This is a genomic window from Sporomusa sp. (assembly GCF_035561155.1).
In the GTDB taxonomy this organism is placed as follows: domain Bacteria; phylum Bacillota; class Negativicutes; order Sporomusales; family Sporomusaceae; genus Sporomusa.
Genome location: NZ_DATMYD010000021.1, coordinates 64,123 through 86,696 on the forward strand (window position 1 = coordinate 64,123; position 22,574 = coordinate 86,696).

The 22,574-nt window shown below is 42.4% G+C and carries 24 protein-coding genes; 13 read left to right on the forward strand and 11 right to left on the reverse strand.

What is annotated here, in order from left to right; all coding sequences use genetic code 11:
• Positions 1-58: 58 nt before the first annotated feature.
• Both VN447_RS03685 and VN447_RS03690 read left to right on the forward strand, forming a co-directional pair.
• A complete protein-coding gene (locus tag VN447_RS03685) occupies positions 59-940 on the forward strand; it encodes an AraC family transcriptional regulator (protein WP_325522932.1) in 882 nt (293 codons plus the stop codon).
• Between the two features lie 109 nt (positions 941-1,049).
• Positions 1,050-1,310: a hypothetical protein gene (locus VN447_RS03690; RefSeq protein ID WP_325522934.1), complete on the forward strand. Its 261-nt coding sequence runs from the start codon at positions 1,050-1,052 to the stop codon at positions 1,308-1,310.
• Between the two features lie 18 nt (positions 1,311-1,328).
• Here VN447_RS03690 and VN447_RS03695 read toward each other — a convergent pair whose 3' ends face one another.
• Positions 1,329-2,351: a hypothetical protein gene (locus VN447_RS03695; RefSeq protein ID WP_325522936.1), complete on the reverse strand. Its 1,023-nt coding sequence runs from the start codon at positions 2,349-2,351 to the stop codon at positions 1,329-1,331.
• Between the two features lie 123 nt (positions 2,352-2,474).
• Between VN447_RS03695 and VN447_RS03700 the strand changes: the two genes are divergently transcribed.
• From VN447_RS03700 to VN447_RS03710, 3 genes are all read left to right on the forward strand, one after another.
• The gene (locus VN447_RS03700) at positions 2,475-3,119 is read left to right on the forward strand and encodes a CBO0543 family protein (RefSeq protein WP_325522938.1); all 645 of its coding nucleotides are present in this window, start codon (positions 2,475-2,477) and stop codon (positions 3,117-3,119) included.
• An 84-nt stretch (positions 3,120-3,203) separates the two neighbouring features.
• Positions 3,204-3,581 (forward strand): flavin reductase family protein, encoded by a 378-nt coding sequence (locus tag VN447_RS03705; RefSeq protein WP_325522940.1) that lies wholly within the window; start codon positions 3,204-3,206, stop codon positions 3,579-3,581.
• A 37-nt stretch (positions 3,582-3,618) separates the two neighbouring features.
• The gene (locus VN447_RS03710; protein ID WP_325522942.1) at positions 3,619-3,768 is read left to right on the forward strand and encodes a hypothetical protein; all 150 of its coding nucleotides are present in this window, start codon (positions 3,619-3,621) and stop codon (positions 3,766-3,768) included.
• Between the two features lie 114 nt (positions 3,769-3,882).
• Here the strand turns inward: VN447_RS03710 and VN447_RS03715 are convergent, their stop codons facing one another.
• Positions 3,883-4,599 carry a DUF421 domain-containing protein gene (locus VN447_RS03715; RefSeq protein WP_325522944.1) on the reverse strand — a complete coding sequence of 239 codons (717 nt, stop codon included), beginning with the start codon at positions 4,597-4,599 and terminating at the stop codon, positions 3,883-3,885.
• A 296-nt stretch (positions 4,600-4,895) separates the two neighbouring features.
• Between VN447_RS03715 and VN447_RS03720 the strand changes: the two genes are divergently transcribed.
• The 4 genes from VN447_RS03720 to VN447_RS03735 are packed head-to-tail and all read left to right on the forward strand — an operon-like array spanning position 4,896 to position 7,526.
• Positions 4,896-5,549, forward strand: a complete 654-nt coding sequence (locus tag VN447_RS03720) for a hypothetical protein (protein WP_325522946.1) — start codon at positions 4,896-4,898, stop codon at positions 5,547-5,549.
• A gap of 14 nt (positions 5,550-5,563) precedes the next feature.
• Positions 5,564-6,133 (forward strand): bifunctional transcriptional activator/DNA repair enzyme AdaA, encoded by a 570-nt coding sequence (locus VN447_RS03725; protein WP_325522948.1) that lies wholly within the window; start codon positions 5,564-5,566, stop codon positions 6,131-6,133.
• Positions 6,133-6,624: a methylated-DNA--[protein]-cysteine S-methyltransferase gene (locus VN447_RS03730; RefSeq protein ID WP_325522950.1), complete on the forward strand. Its 492-nt coding sequence runs from the start codon at positions 6,133-6,135 to the stop codon at positions 6,622-6,624. Before VN447_RS03725 ends, VN447_RS03730 begins: the two co-directional genes overlap by 1 nt.
• Positions 6,621-7,526 carry a hypothetical protein gene (locus tag VN447_RS03735; protein ID WP_325522952.1) on the forward strand — a complete coding sequence of 302 codons (906 nt, stop codon included), beginning with the start codon at positions 6,621-6,623 and terminating at the stop codon, positions 7,524-7,526. Before VN447_RS03730 ends, VN447_RS03735 begins: the two co-directional genes overlap by 4 nt.
• A gap of 98 nt (positions 7,527-7,624) precedes the next feature.
• Here VN447_RS03735 and VN447_RS03740 read toward each other — a convergent pair whose 3' ends face one another.
• From VN447_RS03740 to VN447_RS03770, 7 genes are all read right to left on the reverse strand, one after another.
• Positions 7,625-8,569 (reverse strand): tripartite tricarboxylate transporter substrate binding protein, encoded by a 945-nt coding sequence (locus VN447_RS03740; protein ID WP_325522954.1) that lies wholly within the window; start codon positions 8,567-8,569, stop codon positions 7,625-7,627.
• 266 nt (positions 8,570-8,835) lie between these two features.
• The gene (locus VN447_RS03745) at positions 8,836-9,780 is read right to left on the reverse strand and encodes a tripartite tricarboxylate transporter substrate binding protein (RefSeq protein WP_325522980.1); all 945 of its coding nucleotides are present in this window, start codon (positions 9,778-9,780) and stop codon (positions 8,836-8,838) included.
• Between the two features lie 314 nt (positions 9,781-10,094).
• Entirely contained in the window at positions 10,095-11,039 is a 945-nt protein-coding gene (locus tag VN447_RS03750) for a tripartite tricarboxylate transporter substrate binding protein (protein ID WP_325522982.1), read from the reverse strand.
• 304 nt (positions 11,040-11,343) lie between these two features.
• The gene (locus VN447_RS03755) at positions 11,344-12,288 is read right to left on the reverse strand and encodes a tripartite tricarboxylate transporter substrate binding protein (protein WP_325522957.1); all 945 of its coding nucleotides are present in this window, start codon (positions 12,286-12,288) and stop codon (positions 11,344-11,346) included.
• A gap of 110 nt (positions 12,289-12,398) precedes the next feature.
• Positions 12,399-13,907, reverse strand: coding sequence for a tripartite tricarboxylate transporter permease (locus VN447_RS03760; protein WP_325522959.1), 1,509 nt, complete (start codon positions 13,905-13,907; stop codon positions 12,399-12,401).
• Positions 13,908-13,926: 19 nt separating this feature from the next.
• A complete protein-coding gene (locus VN447_RS03765; protein WP_325522961.1) occupies positions 13,927-14,346 on the reverse strand; it encodes a tripartite tricarboxylate transporter TctB family protein in 420 nt (139 codons plus the stop codon).
• Between the two features lie 55 nt (positions 14,347-14,401).
• A complete protein-coding gene (locus VN447_RS03770; RefSeq protein ID WP_325522963.1) occupies positions 14,402-15,829 on the reverse strand; it encodes an ATP-binding protein in 1,428 nt (475 codons plus the stop codon).
• A gap of 487 nt (positions 15,830-16,316) precedes the next feature.
• On the opposite strand from VN447_RS03770, the gene VN447_RS03775 reads away from it, so the two are divergent.
• From VN447_RS03775 to VN447_RS03785, 3 genes are all read left to right on the forward strand, one after another.
• On the forward strand, positions 16,317-16,922 hold the full coding sequence (locus tag VN447_RS03775; RefSeq protein WP_325522965.1) for a DUF1638 domain-containing protein: 606 nt from the start codon (positions 16,317-16,319) through the stop codon (positions 16,920-16,922).
• 1 nt (position 16,923) lies between these two features.
• Positions 16,924-17,436, forward strand: a complete 513-nt coding sequence (locus VN447_RS03780; RefSeq protein WP_325522967.1) for a DUF2115 family protein — start codon at positions 16,924-16,926, stop codon at positions 17,434-17,436.
• 299 nt (positions 17,437-17,735) lie between these two features.
• On the forward strand, positions 17,736-18,587 hold the full coding sequence (locus VN447_RS03785) for a flavodoxin family protein (RefSeq protein ID WP_325522969.1): 852 nt from the start codon (positions 17,736-17,738) through the stop codon (positions 18,585-18,587).
• A 150-nt stretch (positions 18,588-18,737) separates the two neighbouring features.
• Here the strand turns inward: VN447_RS03785 and VN447_RS03790 are convergent, their stop codons facing one another.
• Both VN447_RS03790 and VN447_RS03795 read right to left on the reverse strand, forming a co-directional pair.
• Positions 18,738-19,418: a TMEM165/GDT1 family protein gene (locus VN447_RS03790; RefSeq protein WP_325522971.1), complete on the reverse strand. Its 681-nt coding sequence runs from the start codon at positions 19,416-19,418 to the stop codon at positions 18,738-18,740.
• A 221-nt stretch (positions 19,419-19,639) separates the two neighbouring features.
• The gene (locus tag VN447_RS03795; protein ID WP_325522973.1) at positions 19,640-20,971 is read right to left on the reverse strand and encodes a Na+/H+ antiporter NhaC family protein; all 1,332 of its coding nucleotides are present in this window, start codon (positions 20,969-20,971) and stop codon (positions 19,640-19,642) included.
• Between the two features lie 256 nt (positions 20,972-21,227).
• On the opposite strand from VN447_RS03795, the gene VN447_RS03800 reads away from it, so the two are divergent.
• The gene (locus tag VN447_RS03800; protein ID WP_325522975.1) at positions 21,228-22,403 is read left to right on the forward strand and encodes an MFS transporter; all 1,176 of its coding nucleotides are present in this window, start codon (positions 21,228-21,230) and stop codon (positions 22,401-22,403) included.
• The last annotated feature ends 171 nt before the right edge of the window (positions 22,404-22,574 follow it).

Here is a 22,574-nt window from a genome sequence, read left to right on the forward strand (position 1 = left end):
TTTGTTTTAAAGACTTAACCTGAATTTGCTATAGAGAGAGCTAGGGGGCGGCGTCATTATGGATTTGAAAGAAACTATTGCAGTGTGTATTCGTTATATTGAAGATAACCTATACAAGAAGATCACCTTGGACGATATTGCCACATTTTGTGGGATGTCAAAATATCACTTGCACAGAATGTTTAAGTCGTTAACTGGTGAATCCTTAATGGAATATGTTCAATCCCGAAAGCTCTCCTCCAGTATTTCTGAACTGAAAGATACCAATAAAAGAATTATAGATATTGCCATGGATTACGGTTTTGATTATGAACAGTCATTTATCAGAGCTTTTCGTAAAAAATTTGGGTTTACGCCTTTAAAAGTAAGATCAGAACCAATGTCGCTAGTTATTCAGGAGAAGCTAAACATAGATGACATTATGTCAGTTAACAATTCTGTAATATACAAGCCCTCGTTTATGTTTAAACAGAAATTTGGCCTAGTTGGCGTAAAGCATAAGATCATGAGTAAATCAGGTGACAGGGTTGCCAACTTTTATGGCAGGGAGTTCTTTTATAATGAGAAGCAGCGGATCATTAACCCTGTTGATCCGCAAGTTTATTTCGGATATACAGACTGGAGCGATAATGACAAGGGATGTATCTATTACATGCCGTCCATCCAAGTACATGATTATAGGCAGGTACCTGAAGGCATGGAAGGGATTTTAATTCCTGCTCATAAATATGTAGTTTTTCGTTTTGTCGGTTTTTTTCGTCCTGATGACATTAACGGCAGGCAAGTAGGGCGGTTGCTCGTGCATATGTATTCTAAATGGATTTTTAAGTCAGGGTATAAATTTGCGGATACGTTTCGATTTGAATATATCGATACCAATTTATCCAAAGATAATTATTGTGAGCTTGATATATATCAGCCTATTGTGGATGGTGATTGAAGTAGTGGACAACTGGCTGCTGTTATTGGCGTAGGTATAACGGTTGTTATCCTGGCACATACTTTTAAAAAATGTGTGACAATAAAATTATTGAAATGGGGTTATTGGTATGAGTGATATTTGTTCTACAGTGGTAGCGATTACACAAGACAACCGTGTTGAAACAGCCAGTGAGGTACAAGATATCCTGACAAATTACGGTTGTCATATCAGGGTTAGGCTTGGACTGCATGATGCGCATGTTGACAAATGCACAAACACCGGCATTATCCTACTGCAAATGTGTGCTGACAAAAAAGTAATCTCTGAATTCGAGCAAGAACTTAATCGTGTTCCTAACGTCAAAACAAAATACATGACGTTAGATTAATGTGACTCAGGGATTCCTTCAACCACACTCCAGCTCACTGCGAATAATTTTAAGTAGTTTATTCGCCCGGTCTGTCCAGGAGTTTTCGCAGGCTAACTGAATTCTATCGGCGCGTCCTTTTTCACCTGAGGCCGGTGAAAACCCTGGGAACATATCCTCGGTGACGATCGTAACATATCCATGGGCGAGTTCAGGCAAGGGTGTGCTCAAGATGGGGATACCGCTGGCAAGGTATTCCCAAAACTTGACCGGGTTAACCCCACTAGTCATTTCAGTAATCTTGAAGGGGATTAGACAGTAACTGAAATTACTCAGATAGCGAGGTAAATCGGAATAATCCTTATGATAAAGGTAATGCATATTTTTATTGGGAAAGGCAATCCAACGTTGGCCCAGCAAGGGACCGATGAACACAAATTCGTAATCAGGCAAGCACCGGGCCATGGAATTAACTAGCCCCATATCTAACCAAGGCGCGATGGCCCCAATATAGCCGATAATAGGTTTGCCCCAGGTGAATGGTGTGCATTCGATACACTGGCGAGTTTGGGCGGTCTTAAAGTGGTCGTAGTCGCAGCCGTTGGGCAGAAGGTGAATTTCCTTATTCACTATGGAGCGAGCTCTGTCAACAAGTGAACAGGCTGTGGCGGTGACAACATTAGCCTTTTGTACCGCTCCGGCATAGTCGGGCAGCCAATTGGCGAACTCACCGGCTGGTTCATCTACCGAATCGAAGATGATGAAATCAATTTTTGATGACTGTATTTGTGTGATGTGAGCCGGGTAGGTGAAGTAGGCAATTATTGGTTGGTAGGGGTACATAGCCCTCGCCCACTCTACGGTGGGACTAAATCCTTGGCCATTCGCCAGCAACAGGTTTTGATTGAGATTGATGATGCCATCAGGGTGACGCTTATGGAGATTTATATTGCAAAAAATACAAATGCAGCCAAGTCCGGCCAAAGCTTTAAGCATTTGTTGAGGGCGCTGGTGAAGATAATCCCAGTCGATCGTAGGCGGATATATGATAACAGGTTTCATGTTTATCACCTCGTTGTCATTATATTCACCGGCGTGATTCAATGGCTCTGGTATTGATCTTCCATCTCCTAATTAATAAATCATTTTCAGTTTTGGGGATAATAGAGCTGAGGTGTGCAAAAAATGCCAACAATTGAGAGTATAAATGAAATCCAAAATATGCTTTGGCCCCAGCTTTATACACACTGGGTTAACGTGGAGATTTTTTCTTTCCCATGGTGGTTTAGTGTACTTTTTCTCGCTGTCAGTTATATCATTTGGTGGAAATTACTTGATAAATCAAGATTGATAGAACTGCTATTATTTGGCTCATTGCTGGCAGTTATGTCGGCTGTCATTGACACAATTGCTGATAACTTAATGCTTTGGCAGTATTTAGTAAAAATATTTCCTTTCACGCCTGCTTTTTTCCCGTTCCATTTAACGCTAGCCCCGATTACCCTGATGATTGTATACCAGTATACGAATAATTGGTCTAGATATTTACTAGGTACAGTCTTCGCAGCAGCCATCTACAGTTTTATCATTGCGCCTCTATTTGTTGCTATCGGTGAAGTTCAACTCCTGAAGTGGAATCATGGTTACACCTTTATTACCTATATAGTACGCGCCCTGATGGCCCGCTGGGTACTCATCCTTTGTAAACATATTCAAGGTTCATACCAAGGACAACCAAAATCTATGCAACTGTTTACGCCGTTCTGTCAACCTGCGTTAAAACCGTTGCCTAATACGAAAGATGACAAAGAGGGTGGGTCAGAGAAATGATCCGCCCTCTATTCATCCCTAATTTTGCCGCCGCCCTGGTACAGGGGAGCACCAGAAATATAATAAAGAAAGGAAGTGCTTGATATGAACAAGGTCAAAGTTCCTAATCGGCCATTTGGACCCTTTCCTACTATACTGGCAGGAGCAGATGTCATGGGCAAGCCCAATTATGTTACCGTCGGCGCATGTGGGGTAGTAAGTCTTCAACCAGTGTTGTACATCTCGCTTAAGAGCACCCATTACACTACTATCGGTGTGAAAGAAAATGGGTTCTTTAGTGTCAACATCCCTTCGGCAGACATGGTACAAAAGACCGATTATTGTGGCGTGGTATCAGGAAAAACAACAGACAAATCCAAGCTGTTTACCGCTTTTTATGATGAGCTTGGAAAAGCGCCAATGATCAGCGAATGCCCAATGAATATGCTCTGTAAAGTCATTCAAAGGCATGCCTATATTTGATTTTGAGATGTTTTTCGGGGAGATAATTGCTGTATATGTGAATGAGCCATGCCTGACAGATGGTACACTTGATCCTAAGAAAGTCAACCCTATCATAATGATGGGATCGGCGTACTACGATTTAGGACAAGTGGTAGGGAACGCGTTTAAAGAGGGTATAGCCTATAAACAGGCCCAAGATATATAGGAAAAATAAGCAGATGTAGTAGGCTGAGAGGGGAATAGCCATAACCGTACAAAAGCTCGTGCAAACTTTACTATAAGTAGCACGAGCTTTATTAATGAATTCTGAGATTTTTATTTAACGATGACCAGCAGGCGCATCTTTCCTCTTATCTACGTAGAGTTTTCCCTCAGGTGTAATCATTGCCACGGTTACGTCATCCAAATCAGTAATGCCGATGTTGTTAAGCTGCTGATGTAGCTGTTCAGTTGTTAATCCACTTTGTGCCAATCCTTGCTCGATGAGTTTTCCATCTATAATTATCTCCTGTCCAGGTAAAGTGCTTGCCGGGGGCCGGTTTTGGTTTGGGAGGTTAAGATCTTTTGTTGTCGGAATTTGATATTCCTGTTTCTTTAATACGCTAAGCTGACCATCCGGCTCTATCAATGCGAACTCTATTTGTTGGGGATCAAAGGTCCCTTGCTTACGAAGCATTTCTAGGAGGTCATTGACATTATAATAGCGTTTTTTCAAATTGCCTTCTAAAATTTTACCGTTATGTACTACCAGAAGCGGCTCTGCTTCAAGCAGTTTCCGGGCTGGAATGGATTTTAGGGATAACATATTAATTGCCAGGACCCATAGCGTTGCGACCGTTATCGCAAGTATCCCATTTCGAATACTGAACTCGGCATCAGTGATTGCTGAACCGCCAATTTCTCCAATGACCAGGCCGATGACAAAATCATAGAAGGTTAGCTCTGATAGCGTTCGTCTGCCTAGTATTCTGGAAATGAGTAGCAGAAACAATAAGATTAGTAAAGTGCGAATAACTATATAAAGTTCCTCAGTCATTAAACAATTCCCCCGGAAAGTTTTACTCCCTGTAGAATGGCATTAACTATAACATCCGTAGTTCTCTTGCTGAGAGTTTAGTACTTTAGTATGTGCTCTAAACGGAAAAGTGTATTCATTTAATTCCGCCTACATCAATCTCTGCACAGCATTCGAGCAACACTGGATAATACTGAACTAGGCTTAATGCTTCATGCAATGACGGCTAATAGGGAAATTACTCGTTAAAATTCAGGAAGATTTATAGCTGGATTTCATGTAAAATGTGTGTATGAGCAGTAAGCAGGAGGGATTACATGAACCAGTTTTATGCTCCCGGTTGTGCACTAATGATATATAAACCGGAGCTAGCAAAAAGAATGTTGAATTTTTTAAATAAGGAATCAGCCGATATACCCGAGCATCTGATTTGCTGCAGACATGATCCAAAGCTTCAACCCGGCACAAAAATAATCAATACTTGCGCAGGTTGTGACAGACGATACAGAGAACTTTATGAGGGCATCTCTACCATATCGCTTTGGGAGATATTAGCTGAGAGTAATACTTTCCCGTTCCCAGACTATCAAGGCATGACAATGTCCGTCCATGATGCCTGTCCCACACGCACCATGGAACGGGTGCATAATGCGATCAGAAAGCTTCTTGCAAGAATGAATATAAAGGTTATTGAACCTCAAAATACACGAACCCAAGCGACCTGCTGCGGCGATAGTTTTTATGGCACGCTGCCTTTGGCGCAGGTCAAAGATCAAATGAAAAAGCGTTCAGACGAAATGCCTTGTGAGGAAGTGGTAGTCTATTGTGTTTCCTGTATTAAAGCAATGCACATTGGGGGTAAGAAGCCACGATATATAGTTGACTTGTTATGGGGCGAGGATACTGCCATCGGCACATATGAGCCTGATGCTTGGCACCAAGAGATACAAAGCTTCATAGATGCTCATTAGTAAGGAGAAAGCTAATGAAAAAGACCGGTTGTATTCCCGAGGGTGCTAAATGGCAGGCCGTTGTAGAGTGTGACAAGAACTGTGATGGTCTGTTTTTCTATGGGGTAAAAACGACAGGTATCTTTTGCCGTCCATCGTGCAGGGCAAAAACTCCGATGCGTGAAAACGTAGTTTTCTTCAGTGATTCAGACAAGGCAATCGCAGCAGGTTTTCGCCCGTGTAAAAAATGCCGTCCGGATGTGATGGTTTTTGAACCGGATTTAGAGCTTGTGAGAAAAGCGCTAGCGATATTTACCCAACAATATAACCAGTCAATCGATGTAAGCGAGATTTCAAAACAACTGGGCGTGAGTGCAACCCAATTAGCTCGGCTTTTTAAACAGCACATAGGGCTTACCCCGGCGCAATATTTAGCAAAACTAAGAGTAGACGAGGCGGTAAAGCTACTTGAACAAACAGATATCAATATTCTTGAAGTTGCTTATACGGCAGGTTTTATAAGCTTATCTAATTTTTATAAATGCTTTAAAGCGCAAATAGGGCACACACCTAATAAGCTTAGAAAAAAACGAGGTGGTTTGTAATGGGACTATATTTCTATCAGACTGATATAGGCAAAATCGGCATAGCCGAACAGAGTGGCAGCATTACAAATCTTTATTTTGCAGAAGACCCTGTGCCACAGGACAGCGATCTGTGTGAAACACCTATCCTTAAAGAAGCTGCTCAGCAACTTTACGCTTATCTCTCGGGTACAATCGAAGAATTTAACCTGCCGCTTGCGCCTGCTGGCACAGTCTTTATGAAACAGGTTTGGGCAAGCCTTTGTGAGATACCCTACAGCAAAACAGCTTCCTATAAAGAAATCGCTGTAAGAGTAGGCAACCCGAAGGCAGCCCGCGCTGTTGGACTTGCGAACAACCGTAACCCAATCCCGATATTTATTCCCTGTCACCGCGTTGTTGGCGCAAACGGTTCACTTACAGGCTACCGGGGAGGACTTGACCTTAAACAAAGATTGCTTATCATGGAGCAGAGAAAGGCCAAAATAAAAGCAGATCGTGATTCCATATGAAGCTATCAGGACAGCATATTGAAATAGATACGCCAGCGGAATTCTGCTTTGATAAGCAGGTGGATTTTCTTCGATTATCCCCGCTAGATTGCTTGTATATCGTAGAAGCGGGGACAATTTATAAAGCAATTAGGGTAAATGGGTGTCATGTAATACTGGAAATCACTGCACCTAAGGCAAATAAGCTGTTGGTCAAGTTTTCCGGATATGACGGCAATAGCACATCACAGGCAGTAGTAAGACAATATGTGGTGGAATGGTTCAACCTTGATACAGATATCAGGCCGTTCTACGAAATGGCGCGAGCAGATGCGGTTCTGGCCCCAGTAGTTCACAACTATCAGGGGCTATATATTGTAGGCATACCCAATTTGTTTGAGGCACTTGCTTGGGCTATTATCGGGCAGCAAATAAATTTGACGTTTGCCTATAATTTAAAACGGCGTTTTGTACAAGCTTTTGGTGAGCATACGGATTACGAGGGCCGCCGGTATTGGCTTTTTCCTTTGCCGGAAAAAGTGGCACATTTGACTGTTGATGATTTTGTGTCGATGCAGTTTTCTAAGCAGAAAGCGGCCTATCTCATCGGTGCGGCCCAGGCTATTATGGACAGTCAACTAACCAAGGAAAGCCTACTTCGTGAACCAACACTGGCAGATATGAAAAAAAGACTGGTAAGCCTTAAGGGAGTTGGGGAATGGACAGCTGACTATGTGCTGTTGAAATGCCTTAGACAGCTAACAGCTTTTCCTGTAGGTGATGTCGGTTTACAAAATGCTGTAAAGGTACGGTTAGCGGCGTCTAAAAAGCCTACTCCTGATTACCTTAAGCGTCTGGCCTTGCCATGGCAAGGCTGGGAAGCATATGCGACCTTTTATCTTTGGCGAAGTCTTTTTAAGTGATATAAATGAACAAAGGACTTGAACCATTGTAAATATGGCTCAAGTCCTTTGCTTATGACACCCTGGAACGTTTAGTTATGCAAGTGCGTACTTTCGATCTATTTCCGCTGGGCTTTGATTTTTTCTAAAACACCGGTATCTTGCAGTGTTTTTGTAAGTTTTTGACTATCAGCCAGCCATTTGGCTTGTGATTCTTGGGGTCCTAAATATTCAACAGGGAGTCCAACATTACTCATGTTCTTTGTAAATTCGGGGTCAGTAATAATGGCCTTGAATCCTTCAGATAACTTGTTTTTTACTTCGACTGGCATTTCTTTAGGAACTGCGACCCCAAACCAATTATTTAAAGAAATATCAAGTCCTTGCTCTTTAAAGGTTGGTATTTGCGCCAGTATCGGGTCACTAACGCGATGTTCGCCAGTCACGGCCAGGGCTCTTACAGTACCATTTTTAACATGTTCTTTGATGATCATGGGATTAACAAAAATCAGTTCAACATGTCCCCCTAGTAAGGCGCTAGTCGCCTCACCGCCTCCCGAAAACGGAACCTGTTCAATTGAAATACCGGCTGCTTGGGCAACTGATTCACCCAGTACATGGGTAAAACCTCCTACGCCACCATTACCAAATTTTAGTTGTCCTGGATGCTTTTTGGCATATTCAATTAGGTCATTAAGTGTTTGCCATGGTTGACCGGATTGAACTGCCAGTACCAGAGGTACTGCTGTAACCTGAGCAAGTGGCTGTAAAGCGGTGGGGTAATCATATTTGGCCGAGCCATAGAGCGGTAGTAATAACATGTCAACAGCAGTTATGCCAATCGTGTAGCCATCCGGGGTTGTTCCAGCCAGCTCATTCCAACCGATAGTGCCCGCTCCCCCGGGTTTATTAATAATAACCAACGGTTGTCCTAAATGTTTAGGTGCCATTTTCTCCAGTGACCGGGCTGTCAGATCCAATCCTGACCCAACGCTGAAAGGTACGATTACGGTAATCGGTTTGTCAGGGAATTTTGTAGTCGTAGTTGCCGGTGTACTTTGCATAGCGGCACAACCTCCTATTATTATTGCAATGAGGAATACACATACTGCCAATAACATTAGTGATTTTTTCTGCAATGCACGCTTGCCTCCTTTACGTCAATATGACTAAAGCTAGTTTAATCGTGGGAGTAGATAAAGGAGATGATAAAAAAATTCATAATTCCGCCAACGTCTTTTCCCAGGTAGGGATGAGAATACCCCTGTAATCTCGGAAAACTTGGAGGACATCTTTGTTGGCGGCAGATTCTTGATAGGGATGTTTAGGTCTATTTCCGCTGGGATTTGATTTTTTCTAAAACACCGGTATCTTGCAATGTTTTTGTAAGTTTCTGGCTATCGGCAAGCCATTTGGTTTGTGATTCCTGGGGTCCTAGATATTCAACTTTTAACCCAACATTACTCATGCTTTTTACAAATTCGGGGTCAGTAATAATGGCCTTGAACCCTTCAGATAATTTGTTTTTCACTTGCACCGGCATTTCTTTAGGAACTGCAACCCCATACCAATTAGTTAAAATAACATCAAGGCCTTGCTCTTTAAAAGTAGGTACCTGCGCCAGTACGGGGTCGCTTATCCGCTGTTCGCCGGTCACTGCCAAGACCCTAACTGTACCATTTTTCATATGTTCTTTGACTACCATTGGGTTAACAAAGCTAAGTTGAACATGACCACCTAGTAAGGCGGCAGTAGCTTCACCCGCTCCAGAAAAGGGAACTTGCTCAATGGTAATGCTGGCTGCTTGCCCAAACATCTCGCCTAGTAGATGTGGAAACGATCCTACGCCACCGTGACCAAATTTGAGCTCTCCTGGATTTTTTTTGGCGTATTTAATTAAGTCATCAAGTGTTTGCCATGGTTTATTAGCTTGAACTGCCAGTACCATCGGTGATGCTGCAACTTGCGCAATCGGGGTTAATGCGGTTGGATAATCATATTTGGCCGATCCATAGAGCGGCAGTAATAACATATCAATGCCAGTTATGCCAACAGTATAACCATCCGGGCTTGCTCCCGCCAGTTCACCCCAACCGATAGCGCCTGCTCCCCCGGGCTTATTAACCACTATCAATGGCTGGCCTAAATACTTGGGGGCTAGCTTCTCCAAGGATCGGGCTGTCAAATCCAAACCTCCGCCGGCGCTGAAAGGTACGATTACGGTAATTGGTTTGTCCGGGTATTTCGTAGTCGTAGTGGCCGGTGTACTTTGCATAGCGGCACAACCTCCCATTAGTAGTGAAATAAGGAATACATATACTGCCGATAACATTAGTGATTTTTTTTGCACTGCACGCTTGCCTCCTTTTACGTCAATATAATTTAGGGATTGCCTTCAAACAAAGTGCTTCATCCCTCTTCGGATAGCTCCGCGATGAAAAATGTCGGGTTCAATAGTACAGTAGACTAAAGCTAGTTTATTCCCGCCTATGTCTTTCCGGCGGGAGATGTGATTGAAAAACCCCCGTAATCTCGGAAAACACAATGGCACCGTTGTTGATGGCAGGTACTTATTAAGCAAGTTTAGATCTATTTTTTCTGGGCTTTAATTCGCTCTAAAACACCAGAATCTTGCAATGTTTTTGTAAGTTGTTGGCTATCTGCAAGCCAATTGGCTTGTGATTCTTTGGGACCTAAATATTCAACTGGAAGTCCAAAATTACTCATGTTTCTTGTAAATTCGGGATCTGTAATAATTGATTTGAAGCCTTCAGCCAATTTGCTTTTTATCTCAGAAGGCATGTCTTTTGGAACTGCAACTCCAAACCAACTTTTTAATATAATATCAAAGCCTTGTTCTTTAAAAGTTGGTATTTTTGCCAGAATTGGGTCAACCATCCGTTGTTCACCAGTTACTGCAAGGATTCTTACTGTACCATTTTTTACATGTTCTTTGGCTGCCATAGGATTAACAAATACAAAGTGAACATGTCCACCTAGTAAAGCGGTAGTCACTTCACCTGCTCCAGAAAAAGGAACTTGTTCAATCGTAACGCCACCTACTTGACAAAGCATTTCGCCAAGTATATGACTAAATGATCCTACGCCACTGTGACCAAACTTTAGTTGACCAGGATGGTTTCTTGCAAATTCAATTAGCTCAGGAAGTGTTCTCCATGGTTGATCGGTTTTAATTGCCAATACCTGTGGTACTGCTGCAACTTGCACCAGCGGCTCTAGTGCGGTTGGATAATCATATTTGGTCGACCCATAGAGGGGTAGCAATAACATGTCAATGGCAGCTATACCAACGGTGTAGCCATCCGGACTTGCTCCCGCCAATTCATTCCAACCGATAGCACCTGCTCCCCCAGGTTTATTTACAACAATCAATGGTTGTCCTAAATATGTAGGGGCCAGTTTTTCCAGTGAACGAGCTGTTAAGTCCGAACCTCCGCCTGCGCTGAAAGGTACGATTACGGTAATTGGTTTGTCCGGGTATTTCGTAGTCGTAGTGGCCGGTGTACTTTGCATAGCGGCACAACCTCCCATTAGTAGTGAAATAAGGAATACACATACTGCCGATAACATTAGTGATTTTTTCTGCACTGCACGCTTGCCTCCTTTTACGTCAATATAAAGGGTTTGCCCTCAAACAAAGTGCTTCTTCCCTTTTTGGGTAGCTCAGCGATGACAACTGTACGAAGATGATGAAAAAACTTCATAATTTCGCCGACGTCTTTTTTCTGGGGGGAGCGTGATTGGAACCCCCTCCGTAACCTCGGAAAACACGAGGGCGCTTTTGCTGGTGGCAGGTACTTGTTTAGCAAGTCTAGATCTATTTCTTCTGAGCTTTAATTCGTTCTAAAACACCAGTAGCTTGCAATGTTTTTGCAAGTTTTTGGCTATCCGCCAGCCACTTGGCTTGTGATTCTTTGGGGTCTAAATATTCAACTTGCAGTCCAGCATTATTCATATTCTTTATGAATTCGGGGTCGGTAATAATTGCTTTGAATCCTTCAGCCAACTTGTTTTTTACTTCAACCGGCATTTCTTTAGGAACTGCGACTCCATGCCAATTAGTTAAAGTAATATCAAGGCCTTGCTCTTGAAAAGTTAGGACCTCTGCCAGTACGGGGTCAGTTAGCCGCTGTTTGCCTGTCACGGCCAGGATTCTTATTGTACCGTTTTTAACATGTTCTTTGACTAAAGTGGGATTAACAAAAACAAGTTGAACATGTCCACCTAGCAAGGCGGCAACCGTCTCCCCTCCTCCAGAAAAGGGAACCTGCTCAAGTGTAATGCCGGTCGCTTGAGCAAACATTTCGCCAAGTACATGAGGGAACGATCCCACGCCGCCGTGGGCAAACTTTAGTTGGCCTGGATGTTTTTTCGCATGTTCGATTAGGGCATCAAGGGTTTGCCATGGTTGACCGGCTTGAACAGCCAATACTGACGGTACTGCTGCAACCTGCGCTAATGGCTCTAATGCGGTTGGATAATCATATTTGGTCGATCCATAGAACGGCAGCAATAACGCTTCAATACCGGCTATGCCAATTGTGTAGCCATCCGGGTTTGCTCCAGCAAGTTCATTCCAACCGATTGCACCTGCTCCCCCTGACTTATTAATAACAACCAAGGGCTGTCCTAAATATTTGGGCACCATTTTTTCCAGTGACCGAGCTGTCAAATCCACACCTGAACCAACGCTGAAAGGTACGATTACGGTAATCGGTTTGTCAGGGAATTTCGTAGCCGTAGTTGCCGGTGTATTTTGCATAGCGGCACAACCTCCCATTATTATTGAAATAAGGAATAAACATACTGACGACAAAATTAGTGATTTTTTCTGCACTGCAAGCTTGCCTCCTTACATCTTATACTAATTTATTAAAAGGTTTCCTCCCTTCGCCGCTTATTGGCCTTAATAAACCAGTTCGTCGTGTTATAGAGAATGACTAGCGCTCCCAGTGCTAGAATGCTGCCAGAAAGAGGGCGGGTAAAGAGTGACCAGATGTTGCCATCGCAAATAATTAATCCCCGTACTAATCCTTGTTCTAACCCCGGCCCGAGAATGACACCAATTAGCAGTGGTCCTGGTTCAAAACCTGTCCGGCGCAGGAAAAAACCGATTACGCCAAAAACAATGATCCATAGCAAATCAGACATGCTATTATTGATGGAATAGGCTCCGGTTAGGGTCAGTAAGGCTACTAGCGGCATCAGAATATTAAGTGGTGTTTTAAGCATTTGAACAAAAATACCGATGAGCGGCAAATTAATAATCAACAGAAGTACACTGCCAATATACATACTGGCAATCAATCCCCAAAACAGGTCAGGCTGCTGTGTTATTAGTGCCGGGCCAGGGGTAATGCCATGAATCATAAAGCCACTGAGTAAAATAGCTGTAGCACCACAAAAGGGCAGTCCTAAAGATAATAAAGGGATCATTGTGGCCGAAATTGCAGAGTTGTTGGCTGACTCGGGGCCGGCCACCCCTTCAATAGCGCCATAACCAAATTCAGCGGGGTTTTTGCTGCAGCGTTTTTCTAGTGCGTAGGATACAAAACTGGCGATTGTTGCCGCCGGACCAGGCAATAAACCTACCAGAAAACCGACAATCCCACCACGAAACATCGGTGGGACTGAACGCCGCCACTCTTCTTTGGTAGGGTATAAATCCCGAAAGCGTATGGATGGCAGGGTGGGGGGCGCGGTCGGCTTTGTCATCACAGTGAGGATTTCTCCAATGCCAAACATCCCCATAGCTAAAATTGATAATTCGAAACCTCTATCCAGTTCATCCAAACCTAGGGTAAAACGGCTGATACCAGACAAGCTGTCCAGCCCAATGGTTCCCAGCATAATCCCGAAGACAACCATCATAGCCGACTTAAGCGCAGAGGTGCCAGTCAGATTAGTTAGAATGATTAGTCCTACCAGGGCAAGGGCAAAGTATTCCGGTGGGCCAAAGGCCAGCGCAGCCTGAGCTAAAGGGGGGGCGAAAAGGGTAAGTCCAATCACGCCGATGGTACTGGCGATAAAAGAACCAATTGCCGACACCGCCAGCGCCGCTCCTGCCCGTCCTTGCTGTGCCATAGGGTAGCCATCCAGACAGGTAACCACTGATGCGGCTTCCCCAGGAACATTTAGCAGAATTGAGGTTGTCGAACCGCCATACTTTGATCCATAATAGATTCCTGCAAACATGATTAATGCAGCTGTACTATCCATGCCATAGCTAAAGGGGAGTAGCAAGGCAATAGTGCTGATAGTATCAATTCCTGGAAGTACCCCCACCAGTGTACCGATAAGAACCCCAATGGTACAGGCTAGCAAATTGGCTGGAATGATGCTAATAGTAAACCCTTGCAGCAACAGGCTCAATATTTCCAATTTTTTTACCCCCGTAACCTTATGGTAACGTAACTGCTAAATAGTGCCCAAATACAAGATAAAATACTGCCGAACTGCAGGCCGCCATTGCAACCGGAAATATCCAGCCCCCTGTATCGGCTACCTTAAACAAATAGAGCAGGAATATAAATGCCGCAGCAAGATAACCGATAGTATTTAGAATGGTAATATAAACTAACAGCCCAATAATGACAAAAAGGAACTTTGTCCAGTCGACCGTATCCTTCACTATCGTTTTTTTCGTGCGTAATTGGATGATAAGAAGCACCAATGACAACGCGATTCCAACCAGTCCTGCCAGATGAGGAAGAAACCCAGATTTCGGTGACTCTACAGTGCCAAAGGTAAGTTGTTGTGCTCCAAACAGATAGATAATACTTCCAAGCAAAAAGGACATGGTGATTATTCTTTCGGCCATATATTCACCTCAGATATATGAGTTGTATTATTATGTTGACCAATAGTGTACAATGTCAGCAATGGTTAAAAGCTATTGTAAAGGTAGTCCCTTTCCCTTGCTCGCTGTCAATAGTAAGTGTTGCTGAATGACGTTGTACGATCTGGTAACAAATAGCTAAACCTAAGCCGGTGCCTTGCTCTTTAGTGGTAAAAAAAGGTGTTCCAAGCTTATCCCGGATTTCCGGTGGAATACCTATTCCGCAATCTTTTATAGATAATAGTACTTTAGAGTCAGTTGTTTCAGTGTAAATGTTAATTATCCCGCTTCCAGGCATGGCGTCCAGCCCGTTTCGTACCATATTTAAAATAAGTTGACGGATACTGTTCTGGTCTACAGACACATTAGGAATATCGCCTAAAGTAACCTTAATCTCACAATTATTACGCATAGCATCTGCCTGCAGCAATGGATAAATATCATGTATAATGGTATTTAAGTTAATTTCGCTAAATTCCATGGCCCTATTTTTAGCAAGTGATAAAAATTCGGTAATAATACTGTTGGCACGGTCTAGCTCATCGATCATAAGGCCGAAGTTCTCTTTTTGTTTTGTGAATTCTTGTTTAGCACTTAAATACTGCAAAAATCCCCTCACTGTTGTCATCGGATTTCGTATTTCATGGGCAATACCAGCAGCCATTTCGCCGATTATGTTCAATCTGTCCAGTTTTGTCATTTTTTCCGTTTGTTCACTGATGTATTTTAGGATAGGGGTGAACTCCTCGATTTCACTCTCATAATTGTAAGTGCGCCCATCAAGAATTGATTCAGCGAATAATTGAAGGTCTTTTTTTAATTTAACAAACAACTCGCGAAAAATGGCGACACATACTAATAACATGAGAAAGGCACCTAAAAAGGTAATTATTGTCCGCTTCCAAATCGCTGAGTAAACGGCATCCTGGTTGATAGAAGCAAACGCATGGCCAATGATAACGCCATTTTCACTAATTGGTTTAGTGTAGGCAAGTGTATTTGCGCCATGCCACACAATTGAGTTTTTATTTTTTATCAGTTGAGCGCTATTTGTTGCATAGATTGTTCTAATTTTACAAGGATCAATGCCGATAAGTAACGAAGTATCTAACTGTGGACCAATGGCAACAATGCGTTCATACTCTCGAGAGTAAAAACCAAATTTTATTATGTTCACCGGCACGAATATATCATTCAAAATAGGTTGAAGCTCTTTATTGATAGCCAAAACCTGCTCCTGAACCGGCTGATTAGTGCTACCTTGTCTTGCGGCAATTTCCGAAAAGGAACCGGCAGGCTTTTTTTGAACAAGGAACTCGGTAATAGACATAGCCAAAGCGACATTTTTATTGTTCTCCTCTTGTACATAGAGCCAATGGTTATAAGCAGTTACAGTGATCATTAGCAACAAAACAACAAAAACTATTTTAAAGTTCAGTTTTGTTGTTAGATTGATTTTTTTCATCGTTTCCGGCTCCTCAAAATAGTGTAGCACCTCACGATTTATATACTATACTATTACGTCACAATGGATGTAATCACGTAATTAAATGATATATTTTCCTTATAATACAAAATTTGTCTAAGTAATATATATTATTTCGCTAGTAAATTGCAATATCCTTCTAAATTTGTTATAAGTTTACTGTGCGGTGGTGCAGGATTCTGCAAAAGCTATCATGAAGAATTTTCGTAGACTTTTTACTATTGACGTGAGAGGTCTTAAGGTATATAGTAAAAAATAATAGTATACGTGTATATGCACGTTATTAAAAAAGTGTTTAGTAACTAAGTTGACTTGGTATAACCAGACCACTTTACGATCGTTATGAGAACAGCAACGATTAGCGGTTCCGCCAATCGTTGCTATATTTGGCCCAGTATTTCTGGTTTAACTGTTGGAAAGTTTGCCAGACAATAAACCGTCTTTGAATTTGGCAAGGAGGAAAATCATGAAGGTATGTTTTTTGGCATGCGGGATCTATCAGCCGGAACTAGAAGAGGTCTTGGCTCAAATTAGAAAAGAAAGACTATTTGATTGTGAGTTAGTGGTTACTTATTTACCATTAAGTCTGCATGTCAATTTAAAACACTTAAAAGACGCTGTCCTTAAAGCACTTAATGTCATAACTGCAGATAGGATTATCCTTCTTTATGGTTCTAAATGCCACCCGGAATTCGATGAATTTTTGAAAGATCATCATCTAGTCAGGTTTGAGCAGTCTAATTGCATTGAACTGATCCTGGGAGAGAGGATGCACGAGATTGACAAAAGCTCTAAGACTTTTTACCTAACTCCCGGGTGGTTAATCAATTGGCGAGAAGTCTTTGATTCCGGTTGGGGATTAGATGAGGTTGCACTTAGGCAGAGTTTTGGCTCCTATGATAAGATATTACTCTTTGATACCGGCGTTTGTGAGATTACGGATGAAATGATACTTGAATTTTTCGAGTACACTCGGGTGCCCATTGAAGTTGAACAGGGTGGGCTGGCAGTGTTTAAAAGTAATATTGTTGCAGCTATCCAGAAAGCAATCAATGGGCCGGAACGGGGGTAACATGAATAGCCAGGAATTATTTAACCTAATAAAAAGAAATGCCGACTATATTTCCCTAGAAGATATTATTCAGAGAAACGCGCTTAGTGAGCAGGCGCAGCAACCGGCGGACAATAATACCAATAATGTTTCTCTTCTGGTTGCTGAATACAACCTGAAGACATTTCTTGAGATTAAGAACAGGGAGTGTATCGATGTCATAGAAGATATAAACATTGATGTACTTAATGAATTTACCTCTCGAATCAACAAGTATTTGGATAAACACGCCCCGCGGCAGGTTGATTTAAAGAAATATATACTGCTTATTTCTACTTATTTGACTTTTATAGCTAAGCAACCCTTGCACCCGGCGGGTCTGGTGTTCGAGGGCGGGAAAGAGATTGTTAGCAAAGACAACAAGTTCTATTGCCCTGTGAAAAATATGCAATTACACGAAGCATTGTCGGTATGCAGGTACTGTGTGAGCAGAGATAGCAGCGCAATGAGTGAAGGCACGGTTCCCTTTAGGTAGACAGTGGAAACACATAGTACCCTTGTGTTTCACTGTCTATGTAAAGGGATGCTGCATGAAATGAAACTGAATTTATGGAGGTATCCGAAATAGATGCTGGAAGTATCAGCTTAAAGATTATCAGCACCTCTGTTCGATGCCTATTTCTACAAGATTTACAAGGCCGGGGTACCATGTCTTGCTATGGCATCATCAACGGAGGTATACTCATTGGTGTACTCTATTTCTGTCTCTAATTCCGGATAGATTGATGAGATCATTAGAATAGATAAAGATGAACAAATCAGGAGGGTAAATAGTTGAAAATACTTGGTCTGGTTGCTTCACCACGGCGGGCTGGCAATTCCGAACTGCTGGTAAAGGAGATGCTTGCATCACTGCCTGCAGATAACCAAAAAGAAATGATCCGTTTGACAGACTTGAATATAAAGATGTGCAAGGCGTGCTATGCCTGTCTACCTGCGGGAAAAAAATGTAATATTGAGGATGACCTGGATTTCTTGTTGGATCGTATCCGTGCTGCAGATGCGTTGATCATTGCATCTCCATGTTATTTTCTAGGGCCCCATACAAGTATTAAGACTATCGGTGACCGCCTCATTTCGGTAATGGGTGATAGTCACGAGTTTAACGGGAAAAAGTGTGTTACCGTTGTTACCTATGGCATCAACAGTTGGGAAGGCTATGCCCGGGAGGCAGTCAATAATTTTGCCCGCTTTCTACATTTGGATGTGGTGGGTGATTTGCTTGTACATGCGGCCATTCCCGGAGAAGCCTTAGATGAAGATATTAAAACTGCGGCTCACGAATTAGTAAAACGTCTAATAGCTCCACCAGGTGGGGATAAATCGTCATCTGGGGGACTAACCTGCGCAGATTGTGATAGTAGCCTACTGCAAATTTCGGCATCTGGCCATGTCCGTTGCGTGATGTGCGGAACAACGGGACAGCTTCAATGTGAATCCGGTCAATTTAGCATTCACTATACTAATAAGATTCTCCCAAGGTTCTCCCCTGAAGGGATGACAGAACACGGCAGAACGCTTGAATCATATAAAGAGCGTTATATTTCCAAGAGGAGAGAATTGGCACAACTATGTAAACCCTACAGTGATTACGATTGGTGGGTTTACCCAAATAATCAACAGTGAAATAATAAAACCAGCATTATAGGTGCTGGTTTTATTATTTGCAGGGAAAATGTGGTATTTAGTTTAATATACATTGAGGGATTTTTGGGATTTATAAGACGTAACTTTATTCCCCGGAAATAACAAGTGGGATGGTTACTTAACCTCTAACTATTCTTCCGGTGAGAGCTTTTTGGGGAGCTTACTTTCGTCTCCCCCCATGCGGGCTACCAGGTAGATCAGAATTATAAGTGTGACTAAGCTGCCGGTAATTGTTGCAGGCGTTAAGTACTGGCTAGGCAAATACTCGTACAGGCCAAAGAGGCCAAAAAGTATAAAGATAATTGCGGCAAACCATTTTACTGCTCGCTCGGGGATTCTTTTGCCCAGAACAATGCCAATGATGATTCCAATGCCGTCAGCTACCATCATGCCTGTAGTCGTTCCTAGCCATACGGGGATGATGGTATTAAATTGAGCTGCTAAAGCAACAGTGGCCAACTGTGTTTTATCTCCCATTTCGGCTATAAAAAATGCAATGGCAACTGTCCAAAAGGGGCTGCGTTTACAGGCTCTATCTTCTCCATTGAGTTCATCACCACGGATTGTCCAAAGGCCGAAGATAATAAAAGATACTGCAGCTGCAACCTGGATGTAATTCATGGGAATGAAATGAGTCAGATAACTGCCGACAACTACGGCGAACAGGTGATTGAGAATAGTGGCGGCAAATACACCCCACATTACTGTTCGCCAACAGTAGCGCGTTGCAAAAGCCATAGCCAGAAGCTGAGTTTTGTCACCCATCTCTGCAAGAATTACGAAGACGAGAGAAGTTAAAAATGCTGTCATAAGGATCCTCCATAAAATGTATTTAATATATAAAAAACGAGACCTCTAGTATGACATGTTAGCCATACTAAAGGTCTCGCTAATTGACAATCGTCAACAACAGAGCCAGATGATTGCTCATCAGTATGTTGACTCTGTTCTAGGAGCTACTCCCCTTTAGGAGTGTTATATTTTTCTATTATAATACAATAAACAAGCAGAGATGTCAAGGGCATGTACTTCTATTCGTTATCAGTGTTTTCAGGTGAAACTATCATTTTTCGTGTAAATAAATTAGTTAAGGGCACCAGGAAAAGATAAAATGCATAGATTATGAAGCCTGCATCTGCAGATAGTGCTGCGGCAGGAACTGCTCCTGCAATATTCCACGGGATTAGAGCGGATATTAAGATGACGGTATTTTCCATGTCAAGCGCCAATCTGTAGTTGCTTAGACGACTTTTTTCATAGATCTTGTAGGCAAATTGGTGAGTAAGCATTACTGCCAGGGTTTGGTTGCAGCTAAAAGCGGCTGTGGCTATGCTTGACAGTATTACGGTGGGGTAAACATTGATTTTTTCGCTGATTCTTTCAAAAAAATGCTCAATTTCATTTAATAAACCAGTGCCCTCAAAAATGCCGGAATAAGTAGAAGAAATCAATACAATAAGAGAAACCTTCAGCATGGAATATAGTCCGCCACCCTGTATTATATCTGCAAAGAAGCCGCTTTTATCCATACTGTACCCTGTGGCTATATATTGGAGCATCTGAAAAAACGGTATATGTTGAACAAAGAGGCCAATCAATATACCGGACAAAATGCTGATACTCATTGATAGTTTTACGTCAATCTTGAAAGCGGCAAGCAAGAGTATAATGACAGCGGGGAACAATACAATAATGTTTATATCAAAAGAACTCAATATCTCATTTGCAATTTGATTATCATAAAAAGCCAGCGGGTTTCCCAGAGATAAATAAATATAGCCTATTACTGATAGTACAAAGGGTATGACAGAGGTTTTTGCCATGTTTTTTATATTTATATACAGTTTGGTATTTGTCAAGGCGGCTACAAGATTGGCACTTGAGGACATGGGTGAGCATCTATCACCAAAATAAGCCCCTGCAATGATGGCGCCTGCTGCCGTATTTATATCTACATTGCCGCTTTTCGCCAGAACGATAAGCACGACACCGATCGTTCCTACTGTACCGAAGGAGGTCCCAAGCAGGAATGATACTAGGCAGCATAAGAGAAAAGCGGATAGTATAAAGTACTTTGCACTCATAAAAGCTATTCCATAATATACTATGAAGGAAATCGTTCCGCAGGCTCTCCAGACGGCGGTTATTACACCAATCAGCACAAAGATTTTAATAACAATCAGGGACTTCTTTGAACCGCTAAGCATCATGCTAAGCAGATTGCTCAGCGTGTAACCTCTGCGTAGGGAAACCAAGGTAAAGCAGGTAAGCCCTAAAAGAAGAGGGTAAAGTATAGACACTCCGTTATAAATGCTAAAAAGCAGACAAGTAAAGAAAAGAATAAATACTACTATGGTGTCCAAAGAATCATCTCTTTCATGGTTATTGCAGGGGTTGTTATCGGGGCATAAGCCTTATTTCATTATAACAAGAATCATCGTATATGTGGAAAAATTTATTAAGTTTAATCCAGCTGTATCTAAGGTTGACAATGGCGCCGAGAGGTATCTTGAAGATTGTTCCTATTTGGTATATCCTATAGTAAGGTATACCGGGTTTGAGATTTTGCTGCTAATCTAATATAGATTGTTTTCGACCGGTATAAACGAAGGTGATGTTATGTCAATGTTACTGCGTTTATTAAGTAACCAACAATTTCAAATTATTGCTGTCGTTCAGCTATTCAATATATTTAGTACAAATCTTTTAGCCCCTGTCCTACCTGTTTATTTTAAAATGCAGGGCATGAGTGAATCTCAAATCGGTTTGATTATGGGTATTGTTTCGCTAGGGGCTTTGGTGGTGCGGCCCTGGACGGGCATGAGCGTAGACATCAAGGGAAGCAGATCAATCACGCTTTTTGGGCAGGTATTAACTGCAGCCGGTTTGGCGTTCTATTTCTGGGCATCTGGCTTCTGGCAATACCTGTTGATCCGATTCTATCAAGGAATTGCCATGGCTTTCTACGGAACAGGTGCTATCACTTTTGCCAGTGGTGTGGAAAGTCCGGAAAACACTTCGGCAGCAATTGCTTACTTTTCCTTATGTACAATGATTGGCATGGGAATAGCCACAAGTATCGCGCCGGTAATTTTCTCTGGCTATGGCTTTTTTAGCCTGATTTTTCTCGGTTTGGCCAGCATCAGCATGGCAACCAGTCTCATGTGGCTAAGAAGTAATGAAGTGATTCATTGCGGCGAGGATAAGCGGATTCCCTTTAGGGAGGTCTTGAAGGCAAAAGAAGTACTTGCTCCAGCGGTCTGCCTGTTCGGGTCCAATTTTGCACTGGGTACAGCCTTTACATTTGTGCCGCTCGTAGCTCTTAGCAAAAACATTGCCGCTTATTCGGTATTTTTTATTGCTTTTAGTGGAGCCGTAGTGTTTGCCCGTGCAATGGTACACCAAATCAATAAGAGGTGGAACCCGGAACGGACGGCTCTTTATGCAAGTCTAATCAACGCATTAAGCACAGGTCTGCTTGCGGTGTATCCCTCGACGCTTACCTTCACCCTGTCCGGCGCTTTGGTTGGCTTTGGGTTCGGTATAATATATCCCACGCTGGCTGCCTATGTTGTTGACCGAGTGAGTCCGGCTAATAAAGGTTCAGCACTAAGTGTAATTGCCGCTGCCGGTGATGTAGGCAATGCTCTTGGGGCTTCTGTGCTTGGTATTGTAGCTGAAACAATGGGCTTTTCTGTGCTATTTGCAGGAGCAACTATTATCATCCTGCTTTCGGGATATTATTTTTATAAAGCTCTATGGGTGGTAACACCTTCTGAAACGTTAGATGTTTAGAGTTATGACAAAGATTATAGTTCTTATATTACTCAACTTTCGCAGAGAAAAAATCAACCTAATCCCTTGAATTGATTAGCACAGATGGCGACAGAAAATATGGATTGACACAATAGAAAAACACCCCAATGTCTGGTAAAGTGAAGTTGCTAACACAACACTACCATACAG